The organism is Shimia sp. FJ5, from assembly GCF_032918335.1.
In the GTDB taxonomy this organism is placed as follows: domain Bacteria; phylum Pseudomonadota; class Alphaproteobacteria; order Rhodobacterales; family Rhodobacteraceae; genus Shimia; species Shimia aestuarii_A.
Window position 1 is genome coordinate 243,968 of record NZ_JAWJUV010000003.1, and the last position, 14,544, is coordinate 258,511.

The 14,544-nt window shown below is 61.3% G+C and carries 13 protein-coding genes; 11 read left to right on the forward strand and 2 right to left on the reverse strand.

What is annotated here, in order from left to right; all coding sequences use genetic code 11:
• Positions 1-29: 29 nt before the first annotated feature.
• Complete coding sequence (gene serS / locus R1W01_RS11880) at positions 30-1,322, reverse strand: serine--tRNA ligase (RefSeq protein WP_297756881.1); 1,293 nt, start codon at positions 1,320-1,322, stop codon at positions 30-32.
• 213 nt (positions 1,323-1,535) lie between these two features.
• On the opposite strand from serS, the gene yajC reads away from it, so the two are divergent.
• The 10 genes from yajC to R1W01_RS11930 all read left to right on the forward strand — a co-directional run bounded on the left by yajC (position 1,536) and on the right by R1W01_RS11930 (position 8,480).
• Positions 1,536-1,820, forward strand: a complete 285-nt coding sequence (yajC, locus tag R1W01_RS11885; RefSeq protein WP_243611983.1) for a preprotein translocase subunit YajC — start codon at positions 1,536-1,538, stop codon at positions 1,818-1,820.
• A 25-nt stretch (positions 1,821-1,845) separates the two neighbouring features.
• Positions 1,846-3,507: a protein translocase subunit SecD gene (secD, locus tag R1W01_RS11890; RefSeq protein ID WP_297756883.1), complete on the forward strand. Its 1,662-nt coding sequence runs from the start codon at positions 1,846-1,848 to the stop codon at positions 3,505-3,507.
• A gap of 3 nt (positions 3,508-3,510) precedes the next feature.
• On the forward strand, positions 3,511-4,479 hold the full coding sequence (gene secF, locus R1W01_RS11895; RefSeq protein WP_243611981.1) for a protein translocase subunit SecF: 969 nt from the start codon (positions 3,511-3,513) through the stop codon (positions 4,477-4,479).
• Complete coding sequence (locus tag R1W01_RS11900) at positions 4,472-5,233, forward strand: sulfite exporter TauE/SafE family protein (protein WP_297756886.1); 762 nt, start codon at positions 4,472-4,474, stop codon at positions 5,231-5,233. The genes secF and R1W01_RS11900 overlap by 8 nt, the downstream gene beginning before the upstream one ends.
• 2 nt (positions 5,234-5,235) lie before the next feature.
• Complete coding sequence (locus tag R1W01_RS11905) at positions 5,236-5,601, forward strand: Mth938-like domain-containing protein (RefSeq protein WP_243611979.1); 366 nt, start codon at positions 5,236-5,238, stop codon at positions 5,599-5,601.
• A 73-nt stretch (positions 5,602-5,674) separates the two neighbouring features.
• Positions 5,675-6,304, forward strand: a complete 630-nt coding sequence (ccmA, locus tag R1W01_RS11910; RefSeq protein ID WP_297756888.1) for a heme ABC exporter ATP-binding protein CcmA — start codon at positions 5,675-5,677, stop codon at positions 6,302-6,304.
• Positions 6,301-6,957 carry a heme exporter protein CcmB gene (gene ccmB / locus R1W01_RS11915; protein WP_297756890.1) on the forward strand — a complete coding sequence of 219 codons (657 nt, stop codon included), beginning with the start codon at positions 6,301-6,303 and terminating at the stop codon, positions 6,955-6,957. Before ccmA ends, ccmB begins: the two co-directional genes overlap by 4 nt.
• Before the next feature lie 104 nt (positions 6,958-7,061).
• Complete coding sequence (locus R1W01_RS11920) at positions 7,062-7,793, forward strand: heme ABC transporter permease (protein WP_243611976.1); 732 nt, start codon at positions 7,062-7,064, stop codon at positions 7,791-7,793.
• Entirely contained in the window at positions 7,790-7,942 is a 153-nt protein-coding gene (ccmD, locus tag R1W01_RS11925; protein ID WP_243611975.1) for a heme exporter protein CcmD, read from the forward strand. Before R1W01_RS11920 ends, ccmD begins: the two co-directional genes overlap by 4 nt.
• Complete coding sequence (locus R1W01_RS11930) at positions 7,935-8,480, forward strand: DsbE family thiol:disulfide interchange protein (protein WP_297756892.1); 546 nt, start codon at positions 7,935-7,937, stop codon at positions 8,478-8,480. The genes ccmD and R1W01_RS11930 overlap by 8 nt, the downstream gene beginning before the upstream one ends.
• Before the next feature lie 184 nt (positions 8,481-8,664).
• Here R1W01_RS11930 and acnA read toward each other — a convergent pair whose 3' ends face one another.
• Positions 8,665-11,412, reverse strand: coding sequence for an aconitate hydratase AcnA (acnA, locus tag R1W01_RS11935; protein ID WP_243611973.1), 2,748 nt, complete (start codon positions 11,410-11,412; stop codon positions 8,665-8,667).
• A 328-nt stretch (positions 11,413-11,740) separates the two neighbouring features.
• Here acnA and R1W01_RS11940 point away from each other — a divergent pair, with 328 nt between their 5' ends.
• Entirely contained in the window at positions 11,741-14,530 is a 2,790-nt protein-coding gene (locus tag R1W01_RS11940) for a bifunctional aconitate hydratase 2/2-methylisocitrate dehydratase (protein ID WP_297756895.1), read from the forward strand.
• Positions 14,531-14,544 lie beyond the last annotated feature (14 nt).

Genomic DNA, 14,544 nt, shown 5'->3' on the forward strand with positions numbered 1-14,544 from the left:
ATAGGGCGGTGTGGCCTGACGAAAAGGGATCAGGCGAGGGTGCCGTCCGCCGTCAGGACCGACTTGCCGCCAAGATAGGGGTGCAGCACTTCGGGAAGGGCGACCGAGCCGTCCTCGCGCTGGCCGTTTTCCAGCACCGCGATAAGGCAGCGGCCCACGGCGAGGCCAGAGCCGTTCAGCGTATGGACAAACTCCGGCTTGCCGCCGCCCGCCGGTTTGAAGCGGGCGTACATGCGCCGGGCCTGAAAGTCGCCGCAGACAGAGACCGAGGAAATCTCGCGGTAGGTGTCCTGACCGGGGAGCCAGACCTCGATATCATGGGTGCGCTGTGCGCCGAAGCCGATGTCGCCGGTGCACAGGGCGACAGTGCGATAGGGCAGGCCGAGGCGTTCAAGGATGCCCTCGGCGCAGGCGGTCATGCGGTCCAGTTCTTCGCGGCTCTTGTCCGGGTGGGTCACCGAGACCATCTCGACCTTCTCGAACTGGTGCTGGCGCAGCATGCCCGAGGTGTCGCGGCCTGCGCTGCCCGCCTCGGAGCGGAAACATTGGGTATGGGCGACGTAGCGGTGGGGCAGGGTTGCCTCCTCCACGGTCTCGCCGTTGATGATATTGGTCAGCGTCACTTCGGCGGTCGGCACCAGCCACCAGCCATTGGTGGTCTGATAGGAATCCTCGCCGAATTTCGGCAGTTGCCCAGTGCCATACATCATGTCCGGCTTTACGAGGACCGGGGTCCAGGTTTCTTGCAGGCCGTTTTCGTCGACATGGGTGTTGATCATGAACTGCGCGAGGGCGCGGTGGATGCGGGCAACGGCGCCGGAAAGGACGACGAAGCGCGAGCCGGAGAGTTTCGCGGCGGTCTCAAAGTCCATGCCCGGCTTGACCCCGTCGAGGTCAAAATGTTCCTTGGGCGCGAAGGAGAAAACGGCCGGGGTGCCCCAGCGTTTGATTTCGACATTGTCATTCTCGTCTTCGCCATCGGGCGTGTCGGCAAAGGGCAGGTTGGGGATGCCCATGAGCATGTCGGTGAGCTTTTGATCGAGCTCTTTCGCTTCGGCCTGCATCGCGGCAACCTCGGCCTTTTTCTCGCCCACGAGGGCGCGCAGGCGCTCGAACTCGGCTTCATCACCGCTCGCCTTGGCGGCACCGACGTCTTTGGCGGCCTTCTTCTGATCGGATTGCGCCTCTTCGGCGGCTTGGATCTTGGCGCGGCGCTCGGCGTCGAGGGCGAGGATCTCGGACGACAAGGGCGCGGCCCCGCGGCGGGCGAGGGCGGCGTCGAAATCGGCCGGGTTTTCGCGGATCGCTCGGATGTCGTGCATGGGTCTTCGTCCTATCGATGGTGAATCACTTTTCAGAGCCAGCTTATGGCGCATTTTTTGCCGGATCGTAAGCGGCTCTGGCGGCTCGGGCGCAAAACTCTCTCGATTGGGACATTTTCGGGACCGTTCCCGCCTTGCAAGTGCGCCCAATGCCTCATAGGTTCCCTGCGACTTGGCGGGGGGTGGCCCCGCACGCAAACGAGGAACACCCACATGGAACAATTCGGCCAGTTTCTGCCGCTTATCCTGATCTTCGGGATCATGTATTTCCTGCTCATCCGTCCGCAGCAGAAGAAAATGAAAGACCATCAGAAAATGGTCGAGGCCCTGCGCCGGGGCGATCAGGTCGTCACGCAAGGCGGTCTCATCGGCAAGGTGGCGAAGGTCAAGGACGACAATGAAATCGAAGTCGAACTGGCCGAGGGCGTCAAGGTGCGTGTGGTCAAGTCGACCATTGCCCAAGTCCTGAGCAAGACCGAACCGGCGAGCGCCGAATAAATCTCCTGCTGACAGGGTTCTGACGATGCTGCAAATCGACCTTTGGAAACGGGTCCTGATCTGGGCCACATGTGCGATCGGCTTGCTTCTTGCGACGCCGAACGCGTTTTACGAAAGGGTCGAGGCGAGCAATGACGCCGTGGCCGCGCTCGAGCTTGGCTATAGCGGCAACGGGTTGGAGGAGCAGGCGGCGCTTTGGCCATCGTTCCTTCCATCGGGCCTTGTCAATCTTGGCCTCGACCTTCGGGGCGGGGCGCATCTTCTCGCAGAGGTGAAGGTCGCGGATGTCTATGACACGCGGATCAAGTCCATGTGGCCCGAAGTGCGCGATCTTCTGCGCGAAGAGCGGGGCACCATCGGCACCATCCGTCTTCAGGACTCGGCCCCCGGCATCATGCGGGTGCGGATTTCCAAGCCCGACCAGGTGCAGCAGGCGGCGTCGCTTGTCCGTGGCCTTGCGCGGCCCGTGGCCTCTGTCGCGGCGGCGGGACAGTCGGATATCACCGTTCGTGTCGAGGGTGCGGATATTATCGTCGAACTTTCGGAAGCCGAGAAACTTGCCACGGACGAACAGACCGTGCGTCAGGCGCTTGAAATCATTCGGCGCCGGATCGACGAGGTTGGCACCCGTGAGCCGACCATCCAGCGACAGGGTGCAGATCGTATCCTGATCCAAGTGCCAGGCATTGGATCTGCGGCGGAACTTAAGGAAATCATCGGCACCACGGCACAGTTGACCTTCCACCCGGTTGTCGGGCGCGGCGCGGATGCCGAGGCAAACCCCGGACCGGGCAATGAGATCGTCCCGGCGCTCGACCAAGAGGGCGTTTTCTACTCGGTGGAGAGCGCGCCGGTCGTGACGGGCGACGAGCTTGTCGATGCACAGCCGTCCTTTGACCAGAATGGCCGTCCTGCGGTGTCGTTCCGGTTCAATGTCGGGGGCGCGCGCAAGTTCGGCGACTACACCGCCGAGAACATCGGATCGCCCTTTGCCATCGTGCTTGACGGCGAGGTGGTGTCGGCGCCGGTCATCCAGTCGCATATTCCGGGCGGCTCGGGGATCATTACCGGCAACTTCACCGTCGAAGAATCCACCAACCTTGCTGTTCTGCTGCGCGCGGGTGCGCTTCCGGCGGGGCTTGAGTTCCTCGAAGAGCGCACGATTGGCCCCGAGCTTGGCCAAGACAGCATCGAGGCGGGTAAGATTGCTTGTATCGTGGCCTTTGCCGCGGTCCTCGTCTTCATGTTCCTCAGCTACGGCACCTTTGGTCTTTTCGCCAATATCGCGCTGATCCTCAACGTGGGTCTGATCTTTGGTCTTCTGAGCCTTGTCGGCGCGACGCTGACCCTGCCGGGGATCGCGGGGATCGTCCTCACTATCGGTATGGCGGTCGATGCCAACGTGCTTGTCTTTGAGCGTATCCGCGAAGAGAGCAAGGCGGGGCGGGGTCCGGCGCGGGCCATCGACCTTGGCTATGAAAAGGCGCTTTCGGCGATTGTCGACGCCAATATCACCACCTTCATCACTGCGGCCATCCTGTTCGCTGTGGGCTCCGGCCCGGTGCGCGGCTTTGCCATCACCCTCGGCCTTGGCATCGTGACCTCGGTCTTCACGGCGATCTACGTGACGCGCCTGATGATCGTGATCTGGTACGAACGCCGCCGACCCAAGACAATCGAGGTATAAGCCATGCGTTTGAGACTCGTTCCGCAAGAGACCAAATGGGATTTCTTCAGCCGGCCTGCGCTCTGGCTTGGCATCTCGGGGTTTCTCATGGTGCTCGCGCTGGTGAGCTTTTTCGTCCAAGGACTCAACTATGGCATCGACTTTCGCGGTGGCACGACGATCCGCACCGAGAGTGCGCAAAGCGTGGATGTCGGGGTTTACCGAGACGCGATCGCGCCGCTTGAGCTTGGCGATGTGACGATCACGGAAGTGTTCGATCCCAATTTCGACGAAAACCAGAATGTCACGATGATCCGTATTCAGGCTCAGGATGGGCAGGAATCGGTGACGGCCGACGTGATCCAGCAGATCGAATCCGCGCTTCGGGGTGTGGTGCCGGATATCAGCTTTGTCTCGGTGGAATCGGTTGGTCCGAAGGTTTCGGGCGAGTTGATCCAGACAGCCGTGGTTGCGGTGCTTCTCGCGATTGGTGCGGTCCTGATCTATATCTGGCTGCGCTTTGAGTGGCAGTTCGCGCTCGGCGCGGTGGCCGCACTTGTGCATGACGTAGTGTTGACCATCGGCGTTTTCTCGGAGCTTCAGATCCGCTTTGACCTTGCGATTATCGCGGCGCTTTTGACCATCGTGGGCTATTCGCTCAACGATACCGTGGTTGTGTTCGACCGGGTGCGGGAGAACCTGCGCAAGTATAAGAAGATGGAGCTCAAAGAGGTTCTCAACCTCTCGATCAACGAGACTCTGAGCCGGACGGTGATGACCTCGGTGACGACGCTTCTGGCGCTGATCTCGCTCTTCGTGCTTGGCGGCGACGTGATCCGCGGCTTTGTCTTCGCGATGATCTGGGGCGTGATTGTGGGGACGTATTCCTCGGTCTTTGTGGCCTCGGCAGTGCTTCTCAAACTCGGCGTGAAGCGCGATTGGTCCAAGCCCTCGAACACCTCGGGCAACCAGTTCGCCAATATTGATGCCTGATCTTCTTGGTGGGGTGGCCTCGGTCGAGGGGCTGCCCTGGCTTATCCTTGCGGCCTTTGTCGCCGGGACGGTGCGAGGGTTTTCAGGCTTTGGTACCGCGTTGATCTACCTGCCCCTCGCGGGGCGGTTCATTGATCCGATCTGGGCCATCCTGACGCTGGCGGTCATGGATATGTTCGGCCCGCTTCCAAACGCCCCGTCGGCGTGGCGCAATGGACATCCGCGCGATGTCATGCGGCTTTGGGCCGGGACGTTGGTGGCGTTGCCCATCGGCCTTATGGTGCTCTACGCGGTCGATCCGGCGGTGTTTCGCTATGGTGTGTCTTTCCTCGCCCTTGGGATGCTTGCGGCCTTGGTTCTTGGGCTGCGGTATCAGGGGACGGTCACGCGGCCCATGGTCTACGGGATTGGCGGTGCGGCAGGGTTCCTTGGCGGCGCGGCGGGCCTGCCGGGGCCGCCGGTGATCCTATTTTACATGGCCAGCCCGCATGGCGCGCGTGTGGTGCGGGCCAATACGATGATCTACCTGTTGGGGTATGACGTGTTGCTCATGGGGGTTCTGGCGCTGCAAGATCGGCTGACGCTGACGCCAGTGCTTCTTGGAGTGGCGCTCGCGGTGCCGAACATCCTTGGCAATCTCCTTGGGGCGCGGATCTTTGACCCAGCGCGCGAGACCCTTTATCGCTGGGTGGCCTATGCCATGATTGCCGCCTCGGCGATTGGCGGATTGCCGTTCCTGTCGGGAGGACATTGAACATGAAAATGAGCGAAGTGCAGTATGACGAGGCCGTGCCGATCGAAGGCTATGGGCCGGGGTTCTTCCGCGTTGGCGGCGAGATCATCGAGGGCGGCGCGATCATTCACGCGACCGGCGCGCGCAGTTGGCAGGGTTATGACGATCTGGACAGTGTCCTTGCGCTCGGGGGGAAGGTCGATGTGATCCTGATGGGGACGGGAGAGACCATGGCGCCGATCCCGGCGACGTTCAAAGAGCCGCTCGAGGCGGCAGGGATCGGGGTTGAACCGATGGCCTCGGCCTCGGCCTGCCGAACCTATAACGTGCTGGTCTCGGAGGGGCGGCGCGTGGCGGCGGTGGTCCTGCCGGTGGGGGCGGCGGACTGAGCGCCCTGCGACATCGCTTCCCGGTCCAAGCATTTCCCTTTTGTCAGGGGGCGCGATGGGGTAAGCGAATGCCATGACTTTGACGGTGACAGACCTGACCATTTCTCGCGGCGGTATCCCGGTGCTGGAGGGGCTTAACTTCACGCTCGCACCGGGGCGAGCGCTCGTGTTGCGCGGGCCGAACGGGGTTGGCAAAACCACGCTTCTGCGCACGGTCGCGGGGCTCCAGCCGCCGGTGCGCGGCACGGTGACGGCCGATCCTGAGAGCATGGCCTATGCGGCCCATAGCGACGGGCTCAAGGCGACGCTGAGCGTGCGCGAGAACCTCTTGTTCTGGGCCGATGTGTTCGGCACCAAGGAGATCGACGCGGCGCTTGACGGGTTTCATTTACGTGAATTGATTGACCGTCCGGCGGGTGGGCTTTCGGCGGGTCAGAAACGCCGCCTTGGCCTTGCGCGGCTACTCGTCACCGGGCGGCCGATCTGGATCTTGGATGAACCGACCGTCTCGCTCGATGTGGAGTCGGTCGCGCTTTTTGCGGATGCCGTGCGCGCCCATCTTGCAGGCGGGGGCAGCGCCCTTATCGCGACGCATATCGATCTTGGTCTTGAGGCAGATGTGTTCGATGTCGGCCCATACCGCGCCAAGGCGACCTCGAACCACGATGCGTTCTCGAGCGATTTCGATGAGGGCTTCTTATGATTGCCCTTTTGATGCGGGATCTGCGGCTTGCGATGCGCGCAGGCGGGGGCTTTGGGCTTGGCCTTGCCTTTTTCCTCATCGTGACGGTGCTTGTGCCGTTTGGCGTCGGGCCGGAGAGCACGCTTCTGGCCAAGATCGCGCCGGGCATTCTTTGGCTTGGCGCGCTATTGGCCTGTCTGTTGTCGCTTGACCGGATTTTCGCCCTTGATTGGGAGGATGGCTCTCTCGACCTTCTGGCGACCTCGCCTTTGCCGATGGAGGGCGTGGTATCAGTCAAAGCGCTGGCGCATTGGGTGACGACGGGCTTGCCGCTCTGCCTTGCGGCGCCGATCTTTGGCGTGCTGCTGCACCTGCCGGATCAAGGCCACACCTGGGTGGTGCTTTCGCTCCTTATCGGGACACCTGCGCTTTCGGTGATTGGCACGTTTGGCGCGGCGTTGACGGTGGGTCTCAAGCGGGGCGGGCTGCTTCTGTCGCTGCTCGTGCTGCCGCTCTATGTGCCGACGCTCATTTTTGGCGCGGAAGTGGCGCGGCGTGGGATTGAAGGCTTGAGCACGACGACACCGCTCTTGATGTTGGGCGGGATCACCTTTGGCACCATTGCCTTGCTGCCCTTTGCCAGCGCCTTGGTGCTTCGGGTCAATCTTCGGTAGGGAAACGTAAATGCGATCCGCATCATTTGATCCGGATCAGGGACGCCGGGGCGGCTCACTGTCATGTGAGATGCAAGAGGCGCAAAGGAGCGTTAGGAGACGATATGGCATCACTCTGGGAATATGCGAATCCGGTCAAGTTCATCCGCACCGCGGAAACCGTTCTGCCGTGGGTGTCCATTCTCGCGACCGTGACTCTTGTTGCCGGGCTGGTCTGGGGGTTCTTCTTTACGCCGGATGATTATCGGCAGGGATCGACCGTGAAGATCATCTATATTCACGTACCGGCCGCCCTTATGGCGATCAACGTGTGGTTTATGATGCTTGTCACCTCGCTTGTCTGGCTCATCCGGCGGCACCATGTTTCGGCGCTTGCGGCCAAGGCAGCGGCGCCGGTGGGGGCGATCATGACGGTGATTGCGCTTGCCACCGGGGCGATCTGGGGTCAGCCGATGTGGGGCACGTGGTGGGAATGGGATCCGCGTCTGACCTCGTTCCTGATCCTGTTCCTGTTCTACCTTGGCTATATGGCCCTTTGGGAGGCGATTGATAACCCGGACACGGCGGCGGATCTGACGGCGGTTCTTTGTATTGTGGGGTCGGTCTTTGCGATCCTGAGCCGCTACGCGGTCAACTTCTGGAACCAGGGGCTGCATCAGGGGGCGTCCTTGTCTCTCGACAAGGAAGAGAACGTGGCGGATGTGTTCTCGACCCCGCTTTATATTTCGATTGCCGGGTTTATCTTGTTGTTCATCGCGCTTGTGTTCTTGCGCACGCGAACGGAAATCTACAAGCGGCGCACGAAGGCGCTGCTCGCTCGGGAGAGACTCGGATGATGCCGGATCTTGGGAAATACGCGGACGCGGTCCTGTCGTCCTATGTGGTGTCGATCCTCTTGTTGGTCGTGCTTGTGGTGATGAGCCTGCGCGCCGCGAAAAAGGCGCGTGCGGAGTTGCAGAAACTGGAGGATCGCCGTCGTGGCTAAGATCTCGCCCCTGATGATTGCCCCGCCCGCGATTTTCGCGGGCCTTGCGGCGTTGTTCTTCATCGGTATGAACCGGGATGACCCTGATGCCTTACCCTCGATGCTTATCGGGAAACAGGTGCCGACCGTAGAGGGGCTTCAACCCTTGTCGGGGACGGAGCTCCTCACTGATGAGGTTCTACAGGGGCCGGGGATCAAACTGGTGAATTTCTGGGGCACGTGGTGCGTTGCCTGTCGGGCGGAGCATCCGACGCTTTTGGTCATTGAGGACAACCTGCCGGTGACGCTTCATGGTGTGAATTTCGACGACACCAAGGCCAAGGCGGAGAAATACCTTGCCGAAGAGGGCAACCCGTTCACCACGCTCGGCGAAGCGCCGACGACGCGGACCAAGATCGATTGGGGCGTCTATGGCGCGCCGGAGACCTTTGTCATCGATGAGGACGGCACGGTGCTCTATCGCTTTGCCGGGCCGATCACCAGCCGGGTGATCGAGACGACGATTGGCCCAATCGTGGCAGAGGCGCTGGCGGACTGATCTTCGCGGAAAACTGGTATTTAGTGGAGTGGCCCCTGTTCGGGGCCACGCTTGTTTGAGCCTTGGTCTTTGCGTGGCAAAGCCCAAGGCGGAAGGCCTGCTCGGAGTCACCAAAGCAGCGGCATTGGGGGAAACGAAAAAGCCCCGCCGGGCGTGGCGGGGCTTTTCTGTGTGTTGGAGGGGGTCAGGACTTGGCGAGGTTGCGCAGCACGTAGTGCAACACACCGCCGTTCTCGACATATTCCTTTTCCGGTGCGGTATCGATGCGGCACTGGAGGGTGATGGTCTTGGTGCTGCCATCCGCAAAGGTGATGTCGCATGGGACCTGATCCTGCGGCTCGATCGTGTCGAGGCCGTGGATGGAGACGGTTTCGTCCCCTGTCAGGCCGAGGGTCTTGCGCGTGTCGCCGCCGGTAAACTCGAACGGGATCACGCCCATGCCGACGAGGTTGGAGCGGTGGATGCGCTCGAAGCTTTCGGCGATGACGGCCTTGACGCCGAGCAGTGCAGTGCCCTTGGCGGCCCAGTCACGCGAGGAGCCTGCGCCATATTGTTCGCCGCCGAACACGACAAGCGGTGTGCCGTTCGCCTGATGCGCCATGGAGGCGTCGAAGACGGAGGTTTGCGCGCCGTCGGGGCCTTTGGTGTAGCCGCCTTCAACCCCGTCAAGCATCTCGTTCTTGATGCGGATATTGGCGAAGGTGCCACGCATCATGATCTCGTGGTTGCCGCGGCGCGAGCCGTAGGAGTTGAACTCGCGCGGCTCAACCTGACGTTCCATGAGGTACTGGCCAGCGGGCGAGGATTGCGCGAAGGAGCCGGCGGGCGAGATGTGGTCGGTGGTGACCATGTCGCCGAGCAGCAGGAGGACGCGCGCCCCTTCGATATTGGTGATCGCGCCTTTTTCCATGCCCATGCCCTGAAAGTAGGGCGGGTTCTGGATATAGGTCGAGGCGGGGGGCCAGTCATAGGTTTCGGCGTCCGTTGTTTCGACCCCGCGCCATTTCTCGTCGCCCTTGAACACATCGGCGTATTTCGACTGAAACGCCTCACGGGTGACGGTTTGTTCGACAAGCTCTGCGATTTCGGCTTGTGTCGGCCAAATGTCCTTAAGGTAGACATCCTTGCCATCCGGGGTTTGGGCGATGGGGTCGGTGGCGATGTTGATATTCATATCCCCGGCCAGCGCATAGGCGACCACGAGGGGCGGCGAGGCGAGGTAGTTGGCACGCACGTCGGGCGAAATGCGGCCCTCGAAGTTGCGGTTGCCCGAGAGCACGGAGGTTGCCACGAGGTCGCCCTCGGCGATGGCTTCGGAGAGCTCTTTCTGGATCGGGCCGGAGTTGCCGATGCAGGTCGTGCAGCCGTAACCGACGAGGTTGAAGCCGATGGCGTCGAGGTGCTTTTGCAGACCGGCGGCCTCGAGGTATTCGGTCACGACTTGCGAACCGGGGGCGAGGGAGGTTTTGACCCAAGGCTTGCGATTGAGGCCAAGCTCGTGCGCCTTCTTGGCCACCAGCCCGGCGCCGATCATCACATAGGGGTTCGAGGTGTTGGTGCAGGACGTGATCGAGGCGATTACCACGGAGCCATCGCGCAGTTCATAGTCTTCGCCCGCGACTTTCTGGGATTTGCGCGGGTCGATGATGGGGTCGGGGGTGGGGCCTTCGGAGGCCATGTCCTCGGCCTCGGCGGTTTGGCTTTCGCCACGATATTCGGAGACCACGTTGAAGAAGGCGTCCGCGGCCTGATCGAGCGGGGTATAATCCTGCGGGCGTTTGGGGCCGGAGACGGCGGGCACGATGGTGCCCATGTCGAGCTTGAGCGTGTCGGTATAGATCGGGTTGTAGCTCGCGTCGCGCCAGAAGCCGTTTTCCTTGGCGTAGGCTTCGACGAGGGCGATGCGGTCCTCGTCGCGGCCCGTGTTGCGCAGGTAGCGCAGAGTTTCGCCGTCGATCGGGAAGAAGCCACAGGTGGCGCCATATTCGGGGGCCATGTTGGCGATGGTGGCGCGGTCGGCGAGCGGCAGGCGGTCGAGACCGTCGCCGAAGAATTCGACGAATTTGCCGACGACGCCTTTTTCGCGCAGCATTTCTACAACCTTGAGAACGAGGTCGGTGCCGGTTGTGCCTTCGACCATTTCGCCGGTGAGTTCAAAGCCGATCACCTCGGGGATGAGCATCGAGATTGGCTGGCCGAGCATGGCGGCTTCGGCCTCGATCCCGCCAACGCCCCAGCCGAGGACGGCGGCACCGTTGACCATGGTGGTGTGGCTGTCGGTGCCGACGAGCGTATCGGGGTAGGCGACCATCTCGCCGTTCTGGTCCTCGTCGCTCCAGACGGTTTGGGCGAGGTATTCGAGGTTCACCTGGTGGCAGATGCCGGTGCCGGGGGGCACGACGCGGAAGTTGTTGAACGCCTTCTGACCCCATTTGAGGAACTGGTAGCGCTCCATGTTGCGTTCATATTCGCGGTCCACGTTCATCTGGAAGGCGCGGGGATTGCCGAACTCGTCGATCATCACCGAGTGGTCGATGACGAGGTCCACGGGGTTCAGCGGGTTGATTTTCTGGGCGTCGCCACCAAGCGCCTTGATGCCATCGCGCATCGCGGCAAGGTCGACCACGGCGGGCACGCCGGTAAAGTCCTGCATCAGCACACGGGCCGGGCGATAGGCGATCTCGCGCGGGTTCTTGCCGCCATTCGCGGCCCATTCGCCAAACGCCTTGATGTCATCGACGGAGACGGAAAAGCCGTCATCTTCGAAGCGGAGCATGTTCTCGAGCACCACCTTGAGCGCGGCGGGGAGGTTTGCGAAATCCCCGAGGCCTGCTTCCTGGGCGGCGGGAATGGAATAATAGGAGATCGTCTTGCCGTTGACGCTCAGGGTCTTGCGCGTCTGGGCGGTGTCCTTACCTACCTGGATTGTCATGGAAAAATCCCTCCGAATCAACGTGGCATCAAGCAACGGCGGCCTTGCCGCTGCCAATTGGCATATAAGCAGTTCATAGCACATTAAAAGCGATCCCGCAGGGCGCGGCCACCCTGATTGGAGGCTTGGGAGAAATAATTCCGGGCTTGGGGCGATCAGGAGGTGCGCTTTGCGGCGACTTGTGAGACATGAAGGAAAACGCCGCATGTCTTGCAACCAAAATGGAGTTGGTATACAGCGGCATACAATTGCATTTCGAGAGTCGGCACGCTCCGGTTTGGGCCGCCTGACTTTCCAGTTTTTCAGACACTAGACCGTAGGGAATGTCATGAGCCTGTACACCGACTACCTAACCGAGATCGAGACCCGCAAAGCAGAGGGTCTGCATCCGAAACCCATCGACGATGGCGCGCTGGTCGAGGAGCTGATTGCGCAGATCAAGGACACGGGCCATGCCGACCGAGCGGACTCGCTTGAGTTCTTCATCTACAACACGCTGCCCGGCACCACGAGCGCGGCAGGTGTGAAGGCGGCGTTTCTCAAGGAGATCATCCTTGGCAATGAGGCCGTGGCAGAGATCACGCCGGAATTCGCCTTCGAGCTGCTGTCGCACATGAAGGGCGGGCCGTCGATCGCAGCGCTTCTTGACATTGCGCTTGGCGAGGATGCGGCGCTTGCGGGGCAGGCGGCCGAGGTTCTGAAGACCCAAGTGTTCCTTTATGAGGCCGATATGGAACGCCTTGCCGAGGCCAACACGGCCGGCAACGCGGTCGCCAAGGATATTCTTGAAAGCTATGCCAAGGCGGAGTTCTTCACCAAGCTTCCCGAGGTTGAGGACGAGATCAAGGTCGTCACCTATATCGCCGCAGAGGGCGATATTTCGACCGACCTCCTCAGCCCCGGCAACCAGGCGCATTCGCGTTCGGACCGTGAACTGCACGGCAAATGCATGATCACCCCCGAGGCACAGGAAGAAATTCAGGCGCTTCAAAAGGCCAACCCGGATGCGCGCGTCATGCTCATCGCGGAAAAAGGTACGATGGGCGTCGGCTCGTCGCGGATGTCGGGCGTGAACAACGTTGCACTCTGGACCGGCAAAAAGGCCTCGCCCTATGTGCCTTTCGTCAACATCGCGCCGGTTGTGGCGGGCACGAACGGCATCTCGCCGATCTTCCTCACCACCGTGGGCGTCACCGGCGGTATCGGCATTGACCTCAAGAACTGGGTCAAGAAGATCGGTGAGGACGGCAAGCCGGTTCTCGATGCCAATGGCGATCCGGTGCTTGAGCAGGTCTATTCGGTCGAAACCGGTAAGGTGCTGACCATCAACACCAAGGACAAGACGCTCTACGATGCCGAGGGCAATGCGCTCGTCGATATCTCAGCGTCCCTCACGGCGCAGAAGGTTGAATTCATCAAGGCGGGCGGGTCTTATGCCGTGGTCTTCGGCAAGAAGCTGCAGACATTCGCCGCTGAAGCGCTTGGGCAGGAATTGAAATCGGCCTATGCGCCGTCTCAGGAAGTCTCGGTGGCAGATCAGGGCCTGACCGCTGTTGAGAAGATCTTTAACAAGAACGCACGTGGCACGACGCCCGGCAAGACGCTTCATGCCGGATCGGACGTGCGGGTGCAGGTGAACGTGGTCGGGTCGCAGGACACCACCGGCCCGATGACGGCGCAGGAGCTTGAGGCGATGGCCGCGACGGTGATTTCGCCTTCCGTGGACGTCGGCTATCAGTCCGGCTGTCACACGGCGTCGGTTTGGGACAAAAAGGCCCAAGCCAACATTCCGCGCCTGATGGCGTTCATGAACAAGTTCGGCCTCATCACCGCGCGTGACCCGAAGGGCGAATATCACGCGATGACCGACGTGATCCACAAGGTGCTGAACGATATCACCGTGGATGACTGGGATATCATCATTGGTGGCGACAGCCACACGCGTATGTCCAAGGGCGTGGCCTTTGGCGCGGACTCGGGGACTGTGGCGCTTGCGCTGGCGACCGGCGAAGCAACGATGCCGATCCCGGAATCCGTCAAGGTCACCTTCAAAGGCGCGATGGCCGATCACCTCGATTTCCGCGATGTGGTGCACGCCACGCAGGCGCAAATGCTCAAGCAGCATGGCGACAACGTCTTCCAAGGCCGTATCATCGAAGTGCACATCGGCACGCTTCTGGCGGACCAAGCGTTTACCTTCACCGACTGGACCGCAGAAATGAAGGCGAAGGCCTCGATCTGTATTTCCAATGATGAAACGCTTATCGGGTCGCTCGAACTGGCGAAATCGCGCATTCAGGTGATGATCGACAAGGGCATGGACAACGCGGCGGGGACGCTTCAGGGCCTGATCGACAAGGCCGACAAGCGCATCGCCGAGATCAAGTCGGGCGAAAAGCCGGCGCTGACCCCGGATGCCAACGCGAAATACTTCGCCGAGGTTGTTGTTGATCTCGACGAGATCACCGAACCGATGATCGCGGACCCGGATGTCAACAACGCTGATGTCTCCAAACGCTACACGCATGACACCATCCGCCCGGTATCGTTCTACGGTGCCGAGAAGAAGGTTGATCTTGGGTTTGTCGGCTCGTGCATGGTGCACAAGGGGGACATGAAGATCGTTGCCCAGATGCTCAAGAACCTCGAGAAGACCGCCGGTAAGGTCGAATTCAAGGCGCCGCTTGTTGTTGCTGCGCCGACCTACAACATCATCGACGAGTTGAAGGAAGAGGGCGATTGGGAAATCCTCGAGCGCTACTCGGGCTTTGAGTTCGACGATCTCTTCCCGAAATCGCAGGCGCGCACCGAGTATGAGAACATTCTCTACCTTGAGCGTCCCGGCTGTAACCTCTGCATGGGCAACCAGGAGAAAGCCGCGAAGGGCGACACAGTGCTTGCCACCTCTACGCGCCTGTTCCAGGGCCGCGTCGTGGAAGACAGCGCCGAGAAGAAGGGCGAGTCGCTTCTGGCGTCGACCCCGGTTGTCGTTCTGTCGGCGATCCTTGGCCGCACGCCCAACATGGACGAGTACAAGGCCGCCGTGGAGGGCATCGATCTCACCAAGTTCGCTCCGCCGCTTGCCAAGCCGGAAGGCGCGCGTTCGGTGCACTTCTAAGATGGCGGCCCGGT

Excerpts from the sequence above, each read along its gene's own strand:
- yajC (WP_243611983.1), top strand. The coding sequence starts at position 1,536 with ATGGAACAATTCGGCCAGTTTCTGCCGCTTATCCTGATCTTCGGGATC.
- R1W01_RS11900 (WP_297756886.1), top strand. The coding sequence starts at position 4,472 with ATGCCTGATCTTCTTGGTGGGGTGGCCTCGGTCGAGGGGCTGCCCTGG.
- ccmA (WP_297756888.1), top strand. The coding sequence starts at position 5,675 with ATGACTTTGACGGTGACAGACCTGACCATTTCTCGCGGCGGTATCCCG.
- R1W01_RS11940 (WP_297756895.1), top strand. The coding sequence starts at position 11,741 with ATGAGCCTGTACACCGACTACCTAACCGAGATCGAGACCCGCAAAGCA.
- serS (WP_297756881.1), bottom strand. The coding sequence starts at position 1,322 with ATGCACGACATCCGAGCGATCCGCGAAAACCCGGCCGATTTCGACGCC.
- secD (WP_297756883.1), top strand. The coding sequence starts at position 1,846 with ATGCTGCAAATCGACCTTTGGAAACGGGTCCTGATCTGGGCCACATGT.
- R1W01_RS11920 (WP_243611976.1), top strand. The coding sequence starts at position 7,062 with ATGGCATCACTCTGGGAATATGCGAATCCGGTCAAGTTCATCCGCACC.
- ccmD (WP_243611975.1), top strand. The coding sequence starts at position 7,790 with ATGATGCCGGATCTTGGGAAATACGCGGACGCGGTCCTGTCGTCCTAT.
- acnA (WP_243611973.1), bottom strand. The coding sequence starts at position 11,412 with ATGACAATCCAGGTAGGTAAGGACACCGCCCAGACGCGCAAGACCCTG.
- ccmB (WP_297756890.1), top strand. The coding sequence starts at position 6,301 with ATGATTGCCCTTTTGATGCGGGATCTGCGGCTTGCGATGCGCGCAGGC.
- R1W01_RS11905 (WP_243611979.1), top strand. The coding sequence starts at position 5,236 with ATGAAAATGAGCGAAGTGCAGTATGACGAGGCCGTGCCGATCGAAGGC.
- secF (WP_243611981.1), top strand. The coding sequence starts at position 3,511 with ATGCGTTTGAGACTCGTTCCGCAAGAGACCAAATGGGATTTCTTCAGC.